Annotated in this window: 15 protein-coding genes, 1 tRNA gene and 1 pseudogene; 10 read left to right on the forward strand and 7 right to left on the reverse strand. The window is 46.8% G+C overall.

The genetic code is table 11. From position 1 onward, the window contains the following. Nucleotide 1: 1 nt before the first annotated feature. Nucleotides 2-1,159 (reverse strand): AI-2E family transporter, encoded by a 1,158-nt coding sequence (locus tag ACXAFQ_RS09475; protein WP_474820662.1) that lies wholly within the window; start codon nt 1,157-1,159, stop codon nt 2-4. Nucleotides 1,160-1,630: 471 nt separating this feature from the next. On the opposite strand from ACXAFQ_RS09475, the gene ACXAFQ_RS09480 reads away from it, so the two are divergent. From ACXAFQ_RS09480 to ACXAFQ_RS09500, 5 genes are all read left to right on the forward strand, one after another. Further along, nucleotides 1,631-3,214: a flavin monoamine oxidase family protein gene (locus ACXAFQ_RS09480; RefSeq protein ID WP_474820666.1), complete on the forward strand. Its 1,584-nt coding sequence runs from the start codon at nt 1,631-1,633 to the stop codon at nt 3,212-3,214. A gap of 18 nt (nt 3,215-3,232) precedes the next feature. Then, complete coding sequence (locus ACXAFQ_RS09485; RefSeq protein ID WP_474820670.1) at nt 3,233-3,631, forward strand: c-type cytochrome; 399 nt, start codon at nt 3,233-3,235, stop codon at nt 3,629-3,631. 18 nt (nt 3,632-3,649) lie between these two features. Then, the gene (locus ACXAFQ_RS09490) at nt 3,650-4,174 is read left to right on the forward strand and encodes a RidA family protein (protein ID WP_474820673.1); all 525 of its coding nucleotides are present in this window, start codon (nt 3,650-3,652) and stop codon (nt 4,172-4,174) included. A gap of 611 nt (nt 4,175-4,785) precedes the next feature. Beyond that, on the forward strand, nt 4,786-7,557 hold the full coding sequence (locus ACXAFQ_RS09495; RefSeq protein WP_474820675.1) for a TonB-dependent receptor: 2,772 nt from the start codon (nt 4,786-4,788) through the stop codon (nt 7,555-7,557). 79 nt (nt 7,558-7,636) lie between these two features. Continuing rightward, on the forward strand, nt 7,637-10,753 hold the full coding sequence (locus tag ACXAFQ_RS09500) for a glycoside hydrolase family 2 TIM barrel-domain containing protein (protein WP_474820677.1): 3,117 nt from the start codon (nt 7,637-7,639) through the stop codon (nt 10,751-10,753). Between the two features lie 166 nt (nt 10,754-10,919). Here ACXAFQ_RS09500 and ACXAFQ_RS09505 read toward each other — a convergent pair whose 3' ends face one another. Beyond that, complete coding sequence (locus ACXAFQ_RS09505) at nt 10,920-12,149, reverse strand: N-acetylmuramidase domain-containing protein (RefSeq protein ID WP_474820679.1); 1,230 nt, start codon at nt 12,147-12,149, stop codon at nt 10,920-10,922. 271 nt (nt 12,150-12,420) lie between these two features. On the opposite strand from ACXAFQ_RS09505, the gene ACXAFQ_RS09510 reads away from it, so the two are divergent. Then, nucleotides 12,421-13,977, forward strand: a complete 1,557-nt coding sequence (locus ACXAFQ_RS09510; RefSeq protein ID WP_474820683.1) for a phage tail sheath family protein — start codon at nt 12,421-12,423, stop codon at nt 13,975-13,977. An 80-nt stretch (nt 13,978-14,057) separates the two neighbouring features. Here ACXAFQ_RS09510 and ACXAFQ_RS09515 read toward each other — a convergent pair whose 3' ends face one another. After that, complete coding sequence (locus ACXAFQ_RS09515; protein ID WP_474820685.1) at nt 14,058-14,993, reverse strand: LysR substrate-binding domain-containing protein; 936 nt, start codon at nt 14,991-14,993, stop codon at nt 14,058-14,060. Between the two features lie 419 nt (nt 14,994-15,412). On the opposite strand from ACXAFQ_RS09515, the gene ACXAFQ_RS09520 reads away from it, so the two are divergent. From ACXAFQ_RS09520 to ACXAFQ_RS09535, 4 genes and pseudogenes are all read left to right on the forward strand, one after another. Continuing rightward, nucleotides 15,413-15,772 (forward strand): DUF2750 domain-containing protein, encoded by a 360-nt coding sequence (locus tag ACXAFQ_RS09520; protein WP_474820689.1) that lies wholly within the window; start codon nt 15,413-15,415, stop codon nt 15,770-15,772. An 83-nt stretch (nt 15,773-15,855) separates the two neighbouring features. Next, nucleotides 15,856-16,734 (forward strand): annotated as a pseudogene (locus ACXAFQ_RS09525) (M24 family metallopeptidase); the annotation flags it as partial. A gap of 249 nt (nt 16,735-16,983) precedes the next feature. After that, nucleotides 16,984-17,526, forward strand: a complete 543-nt coding sequence (locus ACXAFQ_RS09530; RefSeq protein ID WP_474820693.1) for a hypothetical protein — start codon at nt 16,984-16,986, stop codon at nt 17,524-17,526. A 144-nt stretch (nt 17,527-17,670) separates the two neighbouring features. Continuing rightward, entirely contained in the window at nt 17,671-18,585 is a 915-nt protein-coding gene (locus ACXAFQ_RS09535) for a hypothetical protein (RefSeq protein WP_474820697.1), read from the forward strand. Between the two features lie 82 nt (nt 18,586-18,667). On the opposite strand, the gene ACXAFQ_RS09540 is transcribed toward ACXAFQ_RS09535, so the two are convergent. From ACXAFQ_RS09540 to ACXAFQ_RS09555, 4 genes are all read right to left on the reverse strand, one after another. Then, complete coding sequence (locus ACXAFQ_RS09540) at nt 18,668-20,377, reverse strand: GMC oxidoreductase (RefSeq protein ID WP_474820701.1); 1,710 nt, start codon at nt 20,375-20,377, stop codon at nt 18,668-18,670. Next, nucleotides 20,365-20,925, reverse strand: coding sequence for a gluconate 2-dehydrogenase subunit 3 family protein (locus ACXAFQ_RS09545; protein WP_474820703.1), 561 nt, complete (start codon nt 20,923-20,925; stop codon nt 20,365-20,367). The genes ACXAFQ_RS09540 and ACXAFQ_RS09545 overlap by 13 nt, the downstream gene beginning before the upstream one ends. A gap of 418 nt (nt 20,926-21,343) precedes the next feature. After that, nucleotides 21,344-21,428, reverse strand: a tRNA-Leu gene (locus tag ACXAFQ_RS09550). Nucleotides 21,429-21,576: 148 nt separating this feature from the next. After that, entirely contained in the window at nt 21,577-23,562 is a 1,986-nt protein-coding gene (locus ACXAFQ_RS09555; protein WP_474820706.1) for a TonB-dependent receptor domain-containing protein, read from the reverse strand. Nucleotides 23,563-23,617: the final 55 nt, after the last annotated feature.

The raw sequence follows: 23,617 nt of genomic DNA on the forward strand, positions 1-23,617 counted from the left end.
ATCACTTCGACTCGATAAACTTCACCCAGTGGGGCAGGGCACCTAAATTAGACAGGATAATTTTAAAGCTCATCAAAATGGGTACAGCCATCAACACGCCGACGATGCCCCACAACCAGCCGGCAATCGATAGCCATAAGATGATAATCAACGGGTTAAGTCGCAAGCTGCGGCCTAGCACCGTGGGCGTGGCAAGTTGTGACTCGAAAATGTTAATACCGAGAAATACAAAAGCGGGTAGCAAAGCAGCAGACACCAGACCAAACTGCACCACGCCTGCAACCAATAGAATACTGCAACTTATCAGACCGCCCAAATAAGGCACGAAATTCAACAGCGCAACTAACGCACCCCACAATATTGCATCCTGTACACCCAGAAAGGTAAATGCGATAGCGGTGGCAATACCAAGCAAGCCATTAATCATACTTATCGTAATAATGTACGCAGAAAGTTCGCGCTGGATATGATTAACCAACACCAGTGCCTTGCGCTTGTTGGTCACAATAGGAAAATCGCGAATGAATACGTTGAATAGGTTAGGGCCGAACACTAATAAAAAGAAGATTAAGATCAGGCAGCCAAATATCTGAGCTAACAGCAAAGGTGCGCTGCTTAATATGGTCAGACCTAATTCAATACCGCTTTGTTTAAGCCTGTCCGTCATTGTGTTGTCATCATCGGGCTTGGGTTTTGGTTCTTCTTCTTCATCATCAAACCAGCTAAAAAATGAGGTGTTTTCTTTCGCTGGCTCAGGCGTTGTGAGTTCTGCGCCTTGCTTTAAAGTGTCACTTATTTCTTCAATTTCCTGTGTGACTTCTGCCGCTATTTTGGGCAAAGACTGCATCCACCGTTGTGCGGGCTCGGCTAATTCCAGCCCCAGTAATGTGAATGGCGTTACTAATAAGAGCATAAGTGCGGCTGCAGATAGCGAAGGAGGAATAAAGAACCTGCGCGCAATTCTAACAAGCGGGCTTAACAGCAGCGCTACCAGTGCAGAGAAAAATAGCGGAATTAACAGCGATTTTGCCAGGTATAAGGTATAGATAATTGCCAAGCCAACGAGCGTCTTGAGCAGACGGATATGGCGACTTTCCTTAACTCCAGGCTGCAAAATACTGTCTTGCTGGTTATTTGTTCCGTTTTCTCTGTCGTCCATTTGCCAGCCTTTTCATGAAACCGAGTGTTCTACGAAGCACACTGCGCATTTTAATTAGTGTTGGTACGTGAAGTGTTGTGTTCGGTTCACTGTGGGTGAAGCACAAAATTAATGTTCCTCAGACTACTAAATTGCTATTTGCTTTTATAAATTTTTCTCTCTCCTGCTTCGATTATTTTTCTCAGATATATCGGTAACATCTTTACCTGACATGGCATAGGTGCGTCATGCGCACCAAATCAGCGCGATGCGTAACACATTTATTGTGCAATGACTGCTTTGAATAAGTGCAGTCATGCGATTGATTTGTGCACAACGCCAAATAATTGCGGCTCCTGTTTTCATAAATTTTACATATCGACGAATTATCGCGATTTTTTGCTGTTTAAACTCAGTGAAGTTAAAGCTGGTACTGACAGTGCAATTGAAGCCCGACCTTGAGTAATTTGATCATCACGAGGAGTATTTTCGATGACCAATCATAGTATGAGCCGCCGGGCGCTATTAGGCTGGATCGGAAAGACGGCGGGAGCCGGGGCCATGTATCAGGCCATGACATCCCTCGGTTTCGCAGCCGAGTCTTCACACCCGGGTTCATTAAATTTAAGTGGCGTTAAAAAAGGCGCGACTGTACTGGTACTGGGCGCGGGCGTCGCTGGAATGACGTCAGCTTATGAACTAAGAAAAGCGGGTTATAAAGTAAAAATTCTCGAATTTAACTCACGTGCTGGTGGACGCTGCTGGACACTACGGGGAGGCGATAGCTATACCGAACTGGGTGGTGCAACACAGCAATGTAAATTCGCTGAAGGCAACTATATAAATCCAGGTCCGTGGCGTGTGCCGTATCACCATCATCACGTGATGTCTTACATTAATGAATTCAACATTGCCATCGAACCTTTCATTCAGGTGAACTACAACGCACTGGTGCATTCCACTAAGGCCTTTGGCGGTAAGCCGCAACGTTATCGTACGGTTCAAGCTGATTATCAAGGCTATGCTGCTGAGCTTTTGGCAAAGACCATCAATCAAAATGCACTGGACGATTCTTTGAGTCTTGAAGATCGTGAAAAGCTGTTCGAATCACTGCGGCACTGGGGGGCGCTGAATGAGAAAGGAAAGTATCAAAAGTCTCATGAAACCAGCCTAAGACGCGGATTTGCCATTCCACCGGGCGGTGGTTTGTCAGGCAACGGCGAGCCAAGTGACCTTATAGATCAAAGTGCCTTGCTACAGTCAGACCTGTGGAAATTCATCGTAAACGGGCAAGACATTGAATTTCAAAGCAGCATCTTCCAACCCGTCGGTGGCATGGACAATATTGCAAAAGCCTTTGAGAAACGCGTTGGTGACTTGATTGAATACAACGCACGCGTTACCAAGATTGATCAAAACGATACGGGCGTGACAGTCGATTATGAACACCAGGGCGTGGCTAAAACAGCGAAAGCCGATTGGTGTGTGTGCACGATTCCGCTTTCCATACTTTCACAGATCCCAGTGAAAGCGAGCAGCGCAATGCAGACTGCTATCCGCTCGGTGCCCTATGCATCATCGGTGAAAGTGGGCCTCGAGTTTAATCGTCGCTTCTGGGAACAGGACGAAGCCATTTTCGGCGGCGTGTCTTATACCGACTTACCCATCACCAACATCAGTTACCCAAGCACGAAGTATTACGATAAAGGTAAGGGCGTACTGCTAGGCGCCTATGTTTGGGGGCCGAATGCTTTTGAATTCACCTCATTAGCGCCGGAAGAACGGGTTAAGAAAGCAGTGGAATATGGAAAGCAAATTCACCCTCAATACACTGAAGAGTTTAACAACGGTATTGCTGTTGGCTGGCACCGTGTGCCATGGACTCAAGGCTGCTTTGGCGCCTGGACAGAAGAGAAGCGCGAGCAGCACTACGATAACTTGTGTCAGGTTGATGGCCGACTGGTGTTGGCCGGTGAGCATGCTTCACATCTTCCTGCCTGGCAGGAAGGGGCGATTTCCTCCGCCCACGATGCCATTAAGCGATTACACAAAAAAGCGGTAGCAACCGCTGCGTAAAATAAAAGGGAACACATAATGAAATCTTCAATTAAAGCATTAGTGGTAACTGGCCTGTTTTCGCTTAGCGCAGCTGCGTTGGCAACCGATGACGCAGGTTTTTCACTGGGGAATAAATTTGAAGAAGCGTCTGGTGACGAGCTCTATCATGCAATTTGCCAGGGGTGCCATATGTCTGAAGCGCAAGGAGCGCAAGGCGCAGGTCGCTATCCTGCATTGGCTAATAATCCAAAACTGAGCGCCGGTGCTTACGTTACCTTTATGGTGAGCAACGGAATGGGCGGTATGCCCGCACTAAAACAATATCTGTCTGATGAGCAAATTGCTGAGGTGGTGAATTACACACGTACCCATTTCGGCAATAACTTTACCGATAAAGTTAGCGCAGACGATGTAAAAATAATTGCCAAACGTTAATATCAGGAAACACATAAAATGAATAAACTATTGATTGCCCCACTGTTACTTACTGCAGCACTTGCTAACACTGGCTGTAGCGAAGCCGAAGCGACGGCTGAACCGAAAGAAACCGTTATCCGTCATGGCTTGATTGGCTCTGACTTCCCCATTTTGCGCGCCTCTGAAGTGCCAGCAACCAGTACAATCGTTTTCTTAAGTGGTTCTGTGCCTGGAGTAAGTTTTCCTGATGCCCCTGCGGGTACGCGTGAAGCTTACGGTGATACCGAAGCGCAGACCGTGAGCGTGATGAAACGCATCGATGAAAACCTGAAAAGCCTTGGCCTGACCATGGGGGATGTGATTAAGATGCAAGCGTTCCTGGTTGGCGATCCGGAAATGGATGGTAAGATGGATTTCGCTGGTTTTATGCGCGGTTACACGCAGTTCTTTGGCACAGACGAGCAGCCTAACCTGCCTTCACGTTCTGCGCTGCAAGTAGCAGGGTTGGCAAACCCTAACTACCTGGTAGAAATTGAAGTGACAGCCGTTCGTCCAGAATAATCATATGTAAAAGCAAAAAGCTCGCTTCACAATGAAGCGAGTTTTTTTCGTTGCTCAACTCGCTAGTTACTCCCTTCCTAACAATCCACTTGTCCGTTATAAAAATCCTCGATTTCAGTCTCTTGAACTTCCCTGTTCATCATCCTCCTTTTCATTAAACAAACCTGCCAGTAAGCCGTACCAGACAATACAGTTTGTTAAACATTACGCGTTATTGTTGGTATAAATTTTTTATTTTATTCTCATGTAAACATTTTGTTTACATATTCTTGACGTTACCTTAGTATACTTTAGTCTAAGGTTTAACGTTTAACCTTGGATTTGCAAGACCAGTGTAGCGGAGTTAACGCCTCTCCAATGGCGGTAACATCCGCTGTGCTCATAACTTATTCTACTGATATATATAAATATTTTGGTTGGGTAACGTCACGGCTAAAATAGCACCACCGTTTTCGAAACAATAAAAACAAGAGAAAACAGGGTTGCAAGGGTAAACGTTTAACTTTGAGTCGTAGTTAAGCATCGTGACGTTTGGTTATGGAAAATTTGCAATTTATTCAACGGCCAAATTAAGGATACGGGGCGCGCGGATGCCCTGAAAGGAGACAGACATGACTGAGAGCAGAAATACCGGTTTCACGAAAAAAAATATTTTTCTTAAAAGTTCACTATGTTTAGCAATCGTTTCGTCACTCAATACATCTATAGCGATGGCACAGAGTACAGAAGCGACAGCCGAAAACACCGAAGTCATTGAAGTACGTGGTTTCAGAAACTCACTTAAAGAATCCATGCTCAACAAGAAGGCGTCGGATGTCGTATCTGATGGTATTTCTGCGGAAGATCTGGGTAAGTTCCCTGATCAGAACGTTGCTGAATCCCTTCAGCGTATCACTGGTGTCGCTATTGACCGAAGTGGTGGTGAAGGTCAGTTCATTACTGTTCGGGGGTTTGGGCCTCAATTTAATACCGTTTTGGTTAACGGCAGACAAATCGCGACAGAGAATCAGGGGCGTGAGTTTAGCTTCGACACTTTACCGGCAGAGCTCATCAGTGGCGCTAATGTTTATAAAAGCCCTATCTCGTCTCTTCAAGCCGGCGGTATCGGCTCTACCGTAAATGTAACAACTGCAAATCCGTTTGATTTTGAAGGGTTCGCAGGCGCTGCGAGTGCCAAGGGCATGTATGAAGAAATCTCAGAAGAGATCACGCCGCAAATTTCTGGCCTGATCACCAATCGGTTTATGGATGATAAATTAGGCGTACTTGTCGCGGGTTCCCTGCAAAAACGGAAGGCGCAAACTAACATCCTTCAGGTGCGAGATTGGCGATCGAATGTCAGCCTGACTAACCGTTCAGAGGTAGACGACCCGCAGTACGCTGAAAATGACCAGTTTAATGGCGTATATGTGCCGCAGAACTTTGATCAGATCGTCGATCTTGGTGACCGTCAGCGCACCAGTGGAAATGTGGTGGTTCAGTATGCCCCTCAAGACGACATGATGCTAAAAGTTGATGCGTTGTATTCCAAATTTGAAGTGGGCTCCCGCAGGAATACGGTAGGGCATTGGCTGTCAGACAGTAACCTGGATAACGTTGTGGTTAACGAGAATGGCTCGGTAACATCTCTCGACAGTACACTGGTAAACGGTGTAGGTGGCGCGACCGACTTCATTCAAAGCAGCGACGCCCGTGATGTGGAGATTCAGGCCTACGGTATCAATTACGAATGGCTGGTAAACGACTACTTTACGGCTAACTTCGATGTATCTACATCAACGGCGAAGAACAACAGCGGTGGTAATAACTATTTCACCGTGGTGGGCTACAACAACGCTTACAGTCTCGATTTTTCTGGTGAAACACCAACCATCAATATCGAAGGTGGCTCTGATGCGTTAACCGATATTCCGGCAGGACGTATGCACGTAACCAACCGCGAAGGTTACGACATCAAAGATACCATCAACGAATATCGTGCTGATTTTACCTGGTTACCTGATTCAAATAACGCATTCTCTAAAATGGAATTTGGTGCGTACTATCAGGATCGCAGCAAAGACAACAACAGCCTGACGTCTAGTTTATGTAATGTGTACTGCGGCTATCAGACAGATATTCCTGATGAGCTTCTGTATATTTACACGCCTCAGAACTACTTCTCAAATGCCAGCCAACAATGGATTGCTTACGATCCGGAAGCCTATTTTGATTACGCAATCTCTGACGATGCGATTCAGCAGGTTGCTGACAATACTGGGCAAACCTTCGATGAAGTTCGTGCAATCGTAGACGCTGAAGGTTTGAATAGTCCCTCACTCGCTGGCAGTTCATTCTCTGTGAAAGAAGAAGTACTCAGCCTATATGCGCAAATGTATTTTAGTTTGCTGATCTCCGACATGCCTGTGGATATTAACTTTGGCTTACGCTACAGCGAGACAGATACCACTACCACCGGTTATGGTCGCGAACTGTTAGACGTGGTTCCGGTGCCAAACGATCCTTCAGACTACAGCGATGTTTATGCTACCAGTGAAGGGGTGCCGATTGCCGAATCAAACAGCTACTCCAACTTGCTGCCAAACATCAACGCGAAAATGGATCTTACCGATGACTTAATGCTGCGTGTTGGCTTCTCTGAAACCCTCACCCGTCCTACCATGAGTGATTTAGTGCCAGTGTTCAATGTGTCTGTTACCCGTCCGAATAACCTACAGGCAGACTCTGGTAACGCCGACTTGAAACCTTTCCTGTCGACTAACTTCGATTTGTCACTGGAATGGTACTACGCCGATACCAGTTACTTGTCTGTGGCCGCGTTCAAAAAAGAAGTTGAAGACTTCATCGTGGCATCGTTTGAAACCCGCACGCTAAACTTGGCCAGTGGTCCGTACGATTTCACCGTACGTTTGCCTGATAACGGCGAAACGGCTGATGTGAATGGTCTTGAGATTGCTTGGTTACATACTTTCGAAAGCGGCTTCGGTATTCAGGCTAACGCCACTATCGTAAACAGTGACGCTTCACTGGACAGTGAAGACAACACGCAGGTTTTTGCACTGGAAGGGTTGGGTGATTCGCAGAATATCATTCTGTTTTACGAGCAAGGCCCGCTGCAAGCACGTGTTGCCTACAACAATCGTGAAGGCTTCATGCAGGATCTGGTGAGTCCTCTTGGCGGAACCGAGCCTCGTTTCACTGAAACCTACGGCCAGTTCGATGTAAGCGCCAGCTACGACATCAATGAGAACCTCACTGTGTTCGTTGAAGGTATCAACGTGACAGGTGAAGAGTTACGTCGTCATGGTCGTTACAGTGAACAGTTCATTCAGATGATCGATAACGGCGCACGCTATACCCTCGGTGTTCGCACCAGTTTCTAAGCATTCTGACTAAAAAGGCAGGCGCAGCAGTGCGCTTGTCTTTGTCATTTTCCCATTCTGCAACTCTGACAGGATAGTTATGTTTAAAAGATTCCTTATACTCTGTACAGTGCTAACGCCTTCGACTGCAGCCCTTGCTCAGACGGGGAGCGGCGAATTGCCTGACTGGCAAAACCCACAAGTTCTACAAAAGAACCGCCTTGAACCCCGCGCCCATTTCTTTGCTTTTACTGATGATCCAGGAAAGTTTGTTAGTGTGCCCTGGGACAGCAGCGACTACTTGTCGTTGAACGGCACCTGGCAGTTTAAATTGGCGGAAAATCCTGATGCTGCTCCTGATGATTTTATGCAGCCGGATTTTGCTGAAAATGGCTGGGGAGAAATCCCGGTACCCGGTAATTGGGAACTGAACGGCTACGGTTACCCAAACTATGTAAATATTCGTCTGGATTACGGCCCCGAAACCCCTTCCGGCGAAATTCCGTCAGAGAACAACTCCACGGGTTTGTATCGTAAACATGTGAACGTGCCGGACGACTGGGCCGGTGATCGTGTTGTTGCTTACTTTGGTGCGGTGAAATCGTCATTCTCTGTCTGGGTGAACGGCAAATACGTGGGGTATTCCCAGGATTCAAAAACCGCCGCTGAATTCGATATTACTGACAAGCTCAAAAGTGGAGATAACCTGATTGCACTAAAGGTACACCGGTGGTCAGACGGCACCTATCTAGAGCTTCAGGATATGTGGCGATTGTCGGGCATTGAACGGGACGTGTATCTTTATCGCACACCTGCTGAACAACATATTCGCGATATTGAAGTGGTTGCCACACTGGATGACAACTACGAACAGGGTGTGTTGTCTCTTAAGACGGACGTACAAACCGGCTCTGACGACGTAATGGATAGCTGCAATGTCAGTTACCAGCTATTTGGCAAAAATGAGAAGCTGGTCTGGCAGGGGCAGGGGGAAGGTGCCGATTGTGCCGCTTCAGCAACCTTACCTGACATTGATAAATGGACGGCAGAAACGCCAAACCTTTACAGCCTACAGGTCGCCGCAGGGAAAGGTGATACCGCACAGTATGCCTGGCAGCGGATTGGCTTCCGTCGCAGTGAGCTGAAAAACGGAAACGTACTGATTAACGGCAAGCCGGTGTTGATTAAAGGTGTAAACCGCCATGAGCATGATCCGCGCACCGGTCATGTGATCTCCCGTGAATCCATGCGCCGCGATATTTTGCTGATGAAACAACACAACATCAACGCAGCAAGAAATTCTCACTATCCAAACAATCCTGCCTGGTATGAACTGGCTGATGAGCTGGGCTTATACCTGGTAGATGAAGCTAATCAGGAAGCCCACGCGTTCGGTGCCACAGACAGCAACTACGATCCCAAAAAGCACATCGTGAATAACCCGTTGTGGAAAGACGCCTTTCTCGATCGCGTTCGCAACATGTATGAAGCGAGCAAAAATCATCCCGCGGTGGTGATCCTGTCTATCGGCAACGAAACCGGCGACGGTCCAAATACCGAGCAGTTATATCACTGGCTGAAAACCCGCACCGACCGTCCGGTCATGTCTGATCAGGCACGCACCAAGTCCCACACCGACATGTTCGCCAAAATGTATGCGTCCATTCCATTGATGGAAAACTATGCGCTCTCTGATCCCACTCGCCCAATGATTTTGTGCGAGTACGAACACGCCATGGGCAACTCAGTGGGTGAACTTTATGACTATTGGCAACTGATCCGTAAATATCCGGCGCTGCAGGGTGGGTTTATCTGGGACTGGGTTGATCAGACCATCGAGACTAAGGACAAGAACGGTAACACTTTCCTTGGTTATGGCGGTGACTTTGAGCCAGAAGGCGTGTATCACGACGAGAATTTCAGTGCGAATGGCGTGATGAACGCATATCGCGAGCCGCACCCTCATGCAGAAGAAGTGAAGTATGTATATCAGGATGTGGAAGTGTCTTTTGCCGGTAAGGGCGAACGTCAGATCCAGGTATTTAACCGCCGGTATTTCACCTCTCTGAACGACCTGACATTGAATTGGGCGCTGGAAGAAAACGGCAACATTATTGCTCAGGGCGATATTCAAAATCTTGATATCGAACCACAGCAGTCCGGCACGTTTACCCTTCCATCCTTTAGCAATAAAACACAGGAAGGCAAGCGTTACTACCTGACATTCCGGTTCTACCCGAAACAGAAAAATGAACTGCAGGCTGCCGATGTCGCAGTAGCATCCGAACAGCTTCCGTTGGCAATCAACGCCATGGCAGCGGCACCGTCTCTCGGTGAAGGTCAGTTGCCTGCCGTGAATACGGCGTCTAGTGCCATTGCTGTGAAAGCCGGCAAGCAAACCTATACGTTCGATAAGCAAAGCGGCTGGCTCAGCCAGTGGACAGCAAATGGTGACAAGCAGCTTGCATCACCCATGGTGCCCTGGTTCTGGCGTGCGCCTACAGATAACGATTTTGGTGAGAAATATCCTGAGAAGGCGAAGGTATACCAGAAGCTGTACGAGTCTGCCAAACTGACGTCTATCTCCAGTTCGACGGAAGGCAACCGGGTTATTATCAACACGGAGCATGCATTACCGACATTGGAAAGTCGCTACTTTACCCGCTATGCCATAGCCGGAGACGGCACCTTGGAAGTGAGTGTGAATTTCTACGCGGCCGCACATAAAAAATTTCCTGAGTTGCCGCGCATTGGTTATCGTATGGAACTGTTGCCAAATTACGATACCGTCAGTTGGTTTGGCCGAGGTCCTCACGAGAACTACCGTGACCGCCATCACTCCGCCATGTTCGGGCGTTATACCCGCAATATTGAGCAACTGGGTCACGAATATGCCCGTCCCCAGGAAAACGGTCATAGATCGTTCGTGTACGAGGCTGATTTTAGCGGTAAAGGCGCAGAAACGTTCCGGGTTTCCGGAGAACCTACAATTGGCTTTAACCTGTCAAAAGATGATCTGTTCGATTATGACCAGTTTAAAAAGCAGGGACTGCACAGCTATCAAATCCCGCAAACCGATAATGCCTTCCTGTACGTTGATTATCGTCAGCGCGGCGTAGGCGGCACCAATTCCTGGGGCGAGTCGCCACTGTATCGTTATACGCTGCCGTGGCGGGATTATCAGTATAGTTTTGTGTTGAAACCAGTGGTCGAGTAATCTGCTAGCAGAAAACGGGTATGGGAAATTGCAGAGTTATCTCGTACCCGTTTTATTCTAGCCTAAGGCTGAGCTATCTGACTTCTCTGCTGGCCTTGCTTGGTCTTTTACGGCAAGTTCGAAAATATTGCTAATGAAGGAAAATACCTTCATGGCAACCTCCTTGTCAGGTATTTACCTGTGGCATTAACTTATTAAACACGGTGTAGTGTTTGCGAATTTTTTCGCCGTAAACGGCTTTTTGTCCTGACCCGTTGTACATGCTGGCAAAGTCGGTGAAATCTTCGTTTCGCAGATAATTGAGCATCGATGAAGAGAAATAATCGAAGAGTCCCCGTATCTGAAATTGTTCGTGGGAAGAAAAAGCGTTAAACATTTCGACGACAGTCTGATAACCGGTACGTTCGAAGTTGAAACCCATGATTTGAGGTGCGCCCATACTAATAGATAACATGGCGGCTTCTTTATTGAGGATGCAGGCGAATTCGAACACCTCCCACTCGGCAATCTGATTGCCATGAAATGTGCGCCAGGTTTCTGTGGGCCCTTTTCGCCACTCGTGACCCAGCCATACCCTGTCATCCCGGTATCGAAAGTGCTGACGAAACTGCTCAGGGTTATACTTCCCCCAGTACCGCCAGAACTTGTGATTCTCGAATCGAATAATCATTCTGTTACTGTTATTCTGCTCAAATCCCTTACCTGAACTTTCCACACAGAGAACCGCTACGGCGGCACCTGTACTGATATTTTTCTGTTCGCATAGCTCTAGGAGCAAAGCCCCAAAGCGATTCCATGTGCTGGCCACCGCACGGGAGGTACCGTCACCCTTAATGGGTAAAATCACCGGCGGTTTCATGAATGCCTGAGGGGCATTGTCGCTCCTTTTGAGGTCGATGTCGGGCGTGACGTCTTCGCGGTCTGTAAGAGGAATTGTGTGAATGCTCTCGCTAACTGATCGATCATCCCGGGTAATATATTCACTGGCAACATAGCCCCGGTTACCGTTGAACCGAATCTGGCTCCATCCCTGAAGGGGGCGTTCAACCCAGATGCGACTGCCGTTAGCCAACTGACCAAGCCGGTTTGCCGTCGCCATTGGCCCCGCTCGAACGTTTAGCAGTGTTGCGCTCACGCAGGCATAGTATCCAGAGGCAGAATAGGTGAGATCAACATAGGGGGCGGCAACATATGCGGTTTGGTGGTTAAATTCGATTTCCAGCCAGCCATCAAGTATTGCCAGTGTTTTAACCGAGGCTCCCTGATGCAGTGTAGCCAGACGTGTGGCACTGAGTGACGGCGCGGCACGTACATTGAGCCTCGGTGTATTCACAGTGCCGGAAACTCGCGAGATGTCATTAACCGGTTTCAGGTGGCTTTCTGATGTGTAATACATGGTTAGTCCACAGTCCTTTATGCTTTTTCCGTAATAAAAAGCCGACTGCTTTCTGGCTGGTTAAAAATGTATCAGCTAAAAGTGTAAAATGCATCTGTTTAATTTTTGTTCAAAAAAGGGCTGTGTTGTGGTATTACTAAAATTCGATGTTCTGAAAAGCGGAAAGCAGTTCGAGATGAACATTCAGCTTTAAACAATCTGATAGCCGCTGTCTGGTTTTAACTGCATCGATTCTCTAAGTTCAAGTCAATTTATTTGACGGAGATTTACTATGCCAAAGTACCGTCGTCCCGATGTCTACGTTGAAGAGATCACGAGCCAAGTCAAGCCTATTAAAGCGATTTCCACTTCTACAGTTGCTTTTGTTGGTGAAGCCTACCGAGGGCCCGAAAATATACCGACACGAATTCACTCGTGGCATGAGTATATTCGCTACTTTGGAGAATACTCCCGGTCTTCAGGCGTTAGCAGTGAGAAAGATGAAATGGCACTGGCGGTTTGGGCGTTTTATCAGAATGGCGGTAAAGCAGCCTATATTTGCCGAGTTATGGAAGATACGGCATTTCATAGTCCGCTGGCTGGAAGCGTCGTATTGCAAAACGGCAATACAGACGTACTGGAAGTCAAAGCTACAAGTAAAGGGTGCTGGAGCAATCTACTGCGAATCGCTGTTGCCCATGACGACGAGCTATTTGAGCTTCATCTCGGTATGGAGAGCTCCGGACATGATTTTATTCCACTTTCCAAAGAGATATTTCGCAAACTTAGTATGAACCCTGCGAAAGAAAATTTTGTGGAAAGGGTGGTTAATGAAAGCTCAGCGCTTGTTGAGGTGAGAGTACTTAATCGGGCGGCGCTCCCCCCAAATCAGGACACAATTGGTACATCAAGATTTTCGACGTTTTCGGCGTTAGCGAACGGAGCACAGAGTGTCCCGTCAGCCAAAGTTTACCGGTCGTTCTATGAACAAGTACTTCACAAATATAGTGATGTTTCTATTATTGTTTTACCGGGACAGCAATGGCCTGCGGATGGCACCCGGAATGAGATTATTGCCTCGACTATCGAGTATTGTGATACCAGGATGGCCAGCATGGTGATAATTGATCCGCCTGCGGACACAGAACTCAATACTCCGGACGAAGTACAGCGGTTAAATCTCCCGGAGTCGGATTATTCGGCTCTTTACTATCCTTGGGTTACTGTGGCTAACCCCTGCTATCATAGTGAGGAAAATCCAGCCGCCAGCAAGAAAGTGGTCATTCCCCCAGCAGCAGTTGCTGCAGCCATATGGGGAAAAGTGGATAGTAGCCAGGGAGTCTGGAAAGCGCCAGCTGGCGTAGAAACCGCTCTTAGAGTAAGTGGATTACAGTACTTAGTTGGAAAACAGGCGCAAAGTGCACTCAATGCGAGGGGTATTAACTGCTTACGAGATCTATCAGGCTATGGGCCTGTTATCTGGGGAAGCCGCACGTTAGCCAGTAGTACTGAAATTGAGTGGCGATATCTTCCAGTGCGACGCACCGCAATATTTATTGAGCAGAGTATTTATTCAGGCACTCAATGGGCTGTATTTGAGCAAAACGATGTTCCACTGTGGCGTTCACTCCGCGAGTGTATCACTTCATTTATGGACGGATTGTTCAGGGCTGGAGCCTTTCAGGGAAGTTCGATTGATGATGTCTATTTTGTAGAGTGTGGGCTGGCTAAGACGATGACACAGACAGATGTAGACCGTGGATTAGTCATCATTCAGGTAGGTTTCGCACCATTGAAACCGGCCGAATTTTTGGTTCTGCGCATAAAATTAAAGCTGAAACGCCAATAGCAAAATCTTGTTGGTACCGGAAACTGTCAGTCGAAATCCTGTCTGAAAGCGATGCCAAGTTTTAGTAAGATGAGGAGGCGTCAGCTCTGCACAGAAAAGTCTGAGATCACCTTTTCCTTTGGCAGTTCCGCTTTTACCCAGTCACAAAATGCAGCAATTCGTTTTTGTTTAGGATTGTTTCTTGAGTAAACAAGATGCGATTTCCACGTAATCGGATGGGGCAGGTTGAGGGGTATAACGAGTTCGCCGCTTCTCACGTATTCACCCACCATGATATCGGAAGCCAGCATCATACCGTGGCCTGCAAGTACTGCACTTAGTGCGAGATCGCTTGAGGTAACTTCGATTTTTTTCAGTTCATTTGCGGCTAGCTCAACGTTTGCATGTTCAAACCAGCTTTCCCAATCTACTTTGTTTTCGTAGGCCAAGCTAAATAACCTTGCGGCTTTAAAATCGCTCGCAGATTTAAAGGCATATTTTTCATAAAACTTTACAGAACAGACTGGGTAAACTGCGTTTTCATCTATTTTTTCTACCACCAGTGATTCGTCTTTGAGCTGCGTACTTGAGGTACTGAAGCGGATTGCTACGTCAATTTGCGATTCGCGTAGATCTTCAATGCGATTCGAGCCCTGAACATTAATATTAATTCCCGGATATTCACTGAAAAATTCGAAGAGGTTAGGGACCAGCCAGAGTGCACAGAATGCCTGTGTGGAGCTTACAGTCAGCTCACCATCAAGGGGCGCTTCTTCAACCTGATTAAGCCCATGGAGCAGTTCAGTAAATCCTCTCTGACAGGCGGAAAACAACGTCTTACCGGCTTCGGTAAGCACCATTTTCTTTGCCTGACGTGCAAAAAGCTTGACGTTCAGATTGCTTTCCAACTGCCGCATTTGCTGGCTTATCGCTGCCTGCGAAATAAAGAGTTCTTCGGCAGCTTTGCTGTAGCTCTGGTGGCGTGCCGCTACTTCAAAGCAGGCAAGATTGTTCAGCCAGCGTAATCGTTTATCCATAGGCTAGTAAAAGTATTCCAGTGATGTGAGTTTATTGATATAAGCTCAGCTTATAATTTAGCTTAGGTTTTATCGTTGGTGATGTACAGCGATAAACGCAACACTGTGGTTAAATTCTACACGGAGAATGACCATGGTTAATGTAGTTGAAAGAGCTGAATGCGAGGCTGAGCCCACACAAGCTGAACTAAAGAATATTAAAGAAGGAAATGCAAGCTCGACAGAATCAAAACAAAGCAAGTTTTCATGCTGGTTACAGTTAATTGGCAATAAGCTGAACTTATCACAGTGGAGTTGCATGAAGTAACCGAGAGCAGACCAACTCTGGTCGACTGAATCAGCTAGTGTAGCGCGAATATCTGGCCTAACAGGCTAGCAAGCCGTATCATAGCTGCCTTATTTATTACCCAGAGTTCATCATGACAGATAAACACGCAGATTCAGCCGATTTTATGACACAGGTTAAGGAAACGCAGGAAGTATGGGCGTTGCAGGACAAGAGCAGCGAAGGCTGGGTAATTGTCGACTCAGTAAACTACGAAAACACTGACGTGATGCCGCTGTGGTCAAGCGCTGAACTGGCCCGTGAACATTGCACCGACGAATGGCAGGACTATGTGCCTAAAGCCATTTCGGTTTCAGACTGGCTGGAGTTTTGGATGGAAGATCTGGCAGAAGACAATGTAGTTATCGGTGTGGAATGGCGCGATGGTGGCGAGTACCTGGAAGTGGAACTTGCCGAGTTCAGTCAGATGGTGGCTGAGATAGAAAAACTATAAACGATGTATTAAACGCAGCTTCGGCTGCGTTTTTTCATTTTAGTCGTTCAGTCGGTCATGAAGTTCAGCTTGCGCTTAAACGCGCAGATGGCATGTCGTTTACCGAAAAACAAAAGCTGACCCAGGCTTTGTCACCAGAGTATCGTTCACGCCTGGTGTCGGCGGAGAAACTGGCCATAGGCTGGTTGGAAACCCGTAGTGCCCTTGAAATGCAAATGTACCCGCAGTTGGCGGCTATTGGTCATCAACTCATTGCCACGGCGTTTTCAAACGAAGTCGTCACGCCGGGAAAAACCACCACTGACGACCTTGTGTGGTGGTTTCGCGATCAAAGTACCAAACTGGGGGTGAGTAATTGGTTCCATCCTTCAGCGTCTATCCAGCGGGCTGACAATGCCGAGTTTGACCAGATAGAAACGTTTAGTGAAGAAGGCAGTGAGTCTGTAATTCAGCCTGGCGACCTACTCCATGTAGATTTCGGCATTACTTATCTACGCCTCAATACCGATCAGCAGCAACATGCCTATGTGCTAAAGCCGGGTGAAACAAAAGCCCCAGAGGGATTACAAAAAGCGCTCGCCAATGCTAATCGTTTGCAAACGCTGCTTATCAACAACTTTATGCTGGGTCGCTCAGGCAATGACATTCTGAAACGCACCCGGCAGCAGGCAATCAGTGAGGGCATCAAACCTTCGGTATACACACATCCTCTTGGCTTTCATGGGCATGCAGCGGGCCCAACGATAGGAATGTGGGATGCGCAAGAAGGTTTGCCGGTAGTGGGAGATTATCCGCTATATCCCAACACAGCATTTTCGATTGAGCTGAATGCAGCTAATTTCGTACCTGAGTGGAATAAAGAAATTAGAATAATGCTGGAGGAAGATGCCTTTTTCGACGGTGATAAAGTGGAATATATCGACGGCAGACAAACCGATTTTCATTTAATTCGTTCAGAATAAAATAAGGTTAGCTTTCTACGTGGAGCACTGCGGGCACTAAGGGCTAGGGCATGCAGTGCCGCGCCCTTTGCGATACGCGAAAACAAAATTCAAACTAATGGATGAGGTAAATTGAGGCAGTGTTAGGCTAGTTTTTTGCTTTCTTGTGCTAGCTGTATTTTACGTTTATTCTTCTTCGGCGTATTCGCAAAATAAGTAAACTAATGCCGTGATTAGAAATAAAATCAAAGGCTTACAACAGGGATTAGCATGTTTAAGAAAATTGGAATTATTGTTTTTGTATTATTGTCTTTTAACCTCGCTGGCTGTGCGGGTTTGGGGAATATGAAAGAGGTGGCGTTTCAGAACAAGCCGGAAGAAGATAAAGCAACGGTAAATTTTGTTCGTCGTTCGGTCTTCATGGGCGATGGCGCGAAAAGTGAAGTGTGGGACGGTGAAAGCTTTGTCGGCACCTTAGGTGCTGGAGAGTTACTTCAATATCAGGTTGAGCCTGGCGAGCACCTTTTCATGGTGGAGCTGCAGAATATGTGGGCAGTTGCTCAGGGAAATATTGAAGCGGGCAAAACCTATTATCTCAAATTAAATCTGACAGGCTGGAGTATTATTCTGGGTGCTGCTGATGCATTGGATGACAGAATTGCAGAGTGGAAGACCATGACCACTATTGCAAAAGACGAGTCGAAGCCTAAGCCTGTACCCGAAAAATACATTGTTGAGGCAAGAAAGGTGATTAAACGGGTTGAAGATGGTGACGCGAATGTTATCCGTATAACCGAAGAGCACGCACTATAATAAGTGTGTGCCTAAGCGCGTTTAGCCTGTCGCAAGGCTGGCTAAACGAGCACATACAAGCCTCCTGCTCCTCATCGAAACTTTTATCTTCGCTATCTTTAGCATTGTGCCTCGCACAGACATCAATATTCACAGGGAGTGATTGTGAAATACTTTTTGATACTATTTGTCTTGGTGGTAATGACTGCCTGCACCAGCCAAACGACTACGCATACTGCCGCCGAAACCCAGTCTGGGGCTGAACTGGAGGCGCTGAAATCTACCCGCAATCAGTATCTACCCATTGGCCGATGGGAAGGGATAAAACGCGAATTTGGCGAGTTTCATGTTTTGACAATTAATGAAAATAAAGCCCATAGCTTCACGTCATACAAAATTGCTTCGGCAATGGAAACCCAGGAATCCATATCGTTCTCTGACAAGGATGTTTCGTGCGACGAATTCGGCTGTACAATTCGTACCGATACTGCCAGAGAGAAACTGCCTTTAAAAATAACGTTGGTCCCGTCCACTACCGGTTTCTTCGTAACCGAATCAATAAAAGTTGAAACCGGCACGTTGCTGGCTTCGGCCTATAAACTGGAAAAACTGAACGCAATTCCCACACCTCAACAGTTTATTGCAGCAGAATCCGGCGCGTTAGAGCAAATTATTTCAGAACACAAAACGGATCGGTTTGGGTTTTGGATGGGTATTCTCGAGACTGCCAACGAAGAAAAGCTGAAGTTGGTCACACTGAATTATCAGCCTGATCAAAATGCCGTGCTCACCGTGTATTCTACCGGCAATTCTCATAAAGCAATCATGTACTTTAAACCTGAATGGCTAACGCAAAACAACGGTGAACTTTCCACGAAGCTCGAAGGCAGCTTGTTTGCTTCTAAAATCACCATTCGTTATCCAGTTCGAGATGTCATTGAAGGCGATTTCGAACAACGTTTCGAGCGGTATCCTGAACGTTTAATCGCCCATGGCAACTTCAAACTTTACAGGGTGAAACCCGCTGAAGATCGAAAGTTGCCAGAATGGCTGAAGAAGGCGCTGGAAAATAGTGAGTAGAGGCAGGCCATCAACGCTACATTCGCCCAATATTAGGCACGTTTCCACGGGGCTGACACTGCCTTTTCGGAACATCAGCAATCTATAATTTGTTTTGCTGAATTTGCTTATGCGCATAGTCCACGGCTCGCGCGGTTAATGCCATGTAGGTGATACTTGGATTTTGTGTACCTGAACTGGTCATGCAAGCACCATCGGTTACAAATACATTTGAAACATCATGCATTTGATTCCATTTATTTAACACGCTGGTTTTTGGATCTCGTCCCATTCGCGCAGTCCCCATTTCATGAATACATGCACCAGGAGCAGTTAAACTATTGTAACTCGTAATATCCACACAGCCGGCGGCTTCCAGCATTTCAATCGCGCATTTAACCCCATGCTCACGCAATTTCATTTCGTTATCACGTAATTTGGCATCAAAGGTGACCATGGGTAAACCATGTTTATCCCGCTGGTTGAAGTTCAGATACATTCGATTCTCATGATATGGCAACATTTCGCCAAAACAGGTCACGCCAATACGATAAGGTCCGGGTTTAAAGACTTCTGCTTTTAATTCTTCGCCAACTAAACCGTGCGGATTATTCTGCACGCGCATAGCACCACCCTGATAACCAAAACCACGAATATATTCTTTCTGTTTGCTTTGCTCATCAATATTAGTAAATCGAGGAATATAAAAACCTGTAGGCTTGCGCCCCTGGTAATAATCATCTTCATGGCCCGGTAGTGTGCCAGATGCACCCATACCATAGTGATGATCCATTAAGTTGTGACCCAGCTCTCCACTTGAATTCCCCAAACCATTAGGGAAAGTATCCGAACGACTATTAAGCAAAATAGCGGTTGTGGCTACCGTACTGGCATTGCAGAAAATGACGCGTGCATTGAACACAATAACTTCACCACTTTCAGCATCTTTAACTTTTACCCCACTGGCTTTTTTCGTTTTGGCATCATACACAACTTCCATCACGATACTGTTTGCCCGCACGGTTAAATTGCCGGTTTCGGCGGCGACAGGCAGCGTAGAGGATAAACTACTGAAATAGCCACCGAAAGGGCAGCCACGCCAACAACGGTTGCGGCTTTGGCATTGTCCTCTGGGGCCTTTATGCACTTCAGGGTTGTATTCGGTCAGATGAGCGACACGGCCTGGCGTCACAACTCTATCGGGATAGCGTTTTGCTACCGCTTCACGCATCTTTTGCTCAACGCAATTAAGTTGGAAAGGTTTTAAAAATACACCATCTGGTATTTGTTTAAGACCTTCAGCCTGACCTGCTACGCCAACAAATGTCTCTACGTAGTCATACCAGGGAGCGATATCCGCATAACGAATTGGCCAGTCTACGGCCACACCTTCATTAAGGTTGGCGCTAAAATCAATATCACTCCAGCGATAACATTGTCGTCCCCACATGATGGAACGACCGCCAACATGGTAACCTCTAATCCAGTCAAAACGTTGATCTTCGTTATAGGGATTTTCGTCGTCTTTGTTGATCCAATGCTTATTGTCTTCATTAACCCACCAATTCAGCCTGTCCTGTTTTTGGTAATGTTGCTGTTTTTCTTCGAGAGAGACTTTATTGAGATTAGGCAAATCCCAGGTATCCATATGAGCAGTAGGATACTGCCCATGTTGAACCATGCGCCCACGTTCAAGTACCAGTGTCTTATAACCCTTGTTGCATAATTCCATGGCAGCAAATCCACCACTGATGCCAGAACCAATGACAATCGCATCAAAGTTTTTATTATTTTTCATTTTCATATTGCCCATGCCTTGCCGCCTAATGTCGCTAACGACACACACGGCTTATATTCACCAGGAATTGGCAAATAGTTTAAATAGTGTTCTGCAATCTGTTCCGAGAGCAGGTAATAAGCCACTGTTTGCTGCTTGATATCTGTATATGCCCAATAAGCGTCATTTTGCTTCTCACCTAGCTCTAACTGACGTAAAAGACTGCTTCTCTGGTCTGGTTTTAGTCGTGAGAAGTTATTTGATTCAAGCAATTGGCGCAGAGCTTTGTATTGCCCATTAAACTTATGTTGATACTCAGGTTCGAAAACAACGGCAAACATATGATCAATCATCTTGTTAGCCCCAACATCTGACGCCGACGGGCTATCGGTTTTAGGTAGGATCGTATCCATTATTTGTGTCAGCAGCTGAAAGTCATCAGCGGCAAAAAACGTCAGGTTGGGTGAGGCAGAAGCGTTATCTGAAAGTCTACTTAAATCCGAGAGCATCGATGCTGTCACTGGAGCACACAGTGCTGTGCCAGTGAGCATTGCTGCATATTTTAAAATTTGTCTTCTATCCATGGTGGTTACCTTGTAGATCCGCTACTGCAGGAAACATTCGAGTTACAAAATAACAACAAAACTACCACAATTTTTTCGGACTGGAGCGCTTTACGATAAATCGTAATAAGGTTACTGAAAATAGAAACAATTTACCTTCGGTGCGATGAATCTGGGATTGAACGTTAACGGGACTTGATTATTAACAATCCGTTTGGCTCCTACAGATTTGGATTGACTAGCATTAAAAGTTGCATGTGAATATGAGAATGGAATTATATGTAATGACGATATATCGTGCTTGAGGGAAGAGCATAACATCGTAATTAGATGGTAGGTTTAGCTTATTCCCAGCATTAGAGAAGTTAAAGATAAGTAGAATAAACAAAAAAACCGACTCAAAAGGTCGGTTTATTGTTTTTCCCGCAAAGGGAGATAATGGTACCAGTGGGCGGACTCGAACCGCCACGCCCGAAGGCAACGGATTTTGAATCCGTCATGTCTACCAATTCCATCACACTGGCATTCGACTGAGTCGATGTGTGGTGCATTATAGCGATACGCGGTTGGGTGACAAGCACTTTTTCCGGAATATCTGCCTTATGCAACCTAGATGGATAAATAATGTGCGACTGAAGCCGCACATTATTTATCGCCATCGATTAATTGCCTTTAAAACTTATACGCCACCGACAATTTAATGTTACGTCCAGGTTCGTAATCGCTCAATTCCAGTGCGCCGAACACCGGGTGGGTGGTAGTGCCGGTTCTGGATGCGTGAGAAACGTACAACTTGTCGAGCAGGTTCTCAATGCCCAGCGTCACGTTAAGGTTATCCTGGAAGTATTCAGGGTGCCAAATGGCAGTCACGTTGTGTACCGCAAAACCCGCTTTAGCGCCTTCTGAGAAAGTCTTCTGGGTGTGCCAGCGCAAATCAACGTCGTAATCTGTCAGGTAGTAGTTAAGCGTAAGGCCCATGCTGTCACCCACTTCGCGATCGAGCGGTTGAGTTACGGCTGTGCTGTCTTTCACTTCTGAATCAGATTTTGCGTAGGTTACTAACGCATTAAACACATCCAATGAGTAGAAAACACTGGCTTCGAAACCGTCGATATCTACAGAGCCGATATTGCGGTCCCAGGTTAGGCAGCCACGTCCGGTACAGTCATCTTCAGGGTAATCCACCTCTTCAATATAGGAATCGATTTCGGTTTTAAATGCGGTGAAGCCAACACGAAATTCGTCGGCGCCCAGTACATCTGCGCTGTTGTAGCGGATGCCGATTTCACGGTTCGTGCCAGTTTCTGGTTCCAGATCTGGGTTACGCACTTTTCCTGCCTGGTCGTTCACGAAAATCTCACCAGGTTGAGGGCCTTTAAACAGATCGGTGGTACTTGCATGCACAACGATTTCGCGGGTAATGGCATATTCCGCGGCCAATGCGGTTTGCCAATCGCTCCAGCTATCTACGCCCTCGGTAGCCATAGAAGATTTGTCGTAATGATTATAACGAACACCTGGCGTTACCACTAAGCCGTTACCAAAATCGATGGCATCTTCTACAAAAATACCGGTATCGTCAGCTTGCTCGCGGCCCAGCGTTGTAACGCCATCTGTTACACTTTCACTTTGATTATCGGCTTTAATCCACTTCACGCCGTAGGTGAACTGATGGCGGATATCTGCAGTATTAACCAACGAGTTTGCAATCAATGTTAAGCCAGTGTTTTTAGAGGTTCCCTCGGTGGTGGCGCCATTGTAATTGCGCCATAATTCCTGTTCATTCTGATACAAATCGGCGCGTAAATTGAGCATGGCGCCCAGGTTCAACTCGTAATGACCGCTAAGCGTGTCGCGGTCGTAATGCGTGTCGAACAATGGCACTTCTCCACCGCCAATAGCGGCATTGGTGCGAACGCCCATATCTGGGCGGGCAGAATACCAGCCGCGATTACGATAGGCATCGTACTTAATGGCAACACGAGAAGTTTGGTCGATATTCCAGCCTAGCTTAGCCATGGCGTTTTCAATCTTACCGTCGCTACCTAGTACTTCCACGCCGTCGCCGTCGTCGAAATTATTTCGGTTCATGCTGGTGCCATAAACCAGTATATCGAGGTCGTCAGTGAGCTGGCCAAAGCCGGTAAGCGACAGGTACTGGCTGTCATTGGTGTTATACCCGGCAAGTACACGACCACCGAACTGTTCATTGTCAGTAAGCAAGTCGCTGGCAGACTTGGTGCGAAATTCCAGTGCACCGCCTAAGCCAGAGTGAACTACAGAGTTTGAACCCACTTGAATGTCTACAGATTCAAGAATATCAGGGTTAATGTTCAGGTTACCCATGTGGTGGAACATGTAGTTAGTCTGTGAAGCACCATCAATCAGCACTTCTAGATCGGTATCATCTAAGCCGCGCACGTTGATACGTTGGTTTAGAGAGTGGGTTCCGCCCACGTCTACACCGGGAATATCGCGGAGCAGGTCGCTCAAATGGTCTGCTTGTTTAGACTCGATAGCCTGCTCACCAATAAAAACGGAAGAACTTTTTACCGTAGTGCCCCAAATCTCAACATGTTCGGGCTCGGCTGCTGTATTGGCTGATGCGTGTGCGGAAAGTGCAGAGAGTACTGCGAATGCAAGTGTGTGCTTTTTCATTGAAATGCGTCCTTTAACTTAAAATGAAAAATGTTTGTAATTTTTTGAGGACGGC

Source organism: Alteromonas sp. ABH2_165 (assembly GCF_056159945.1).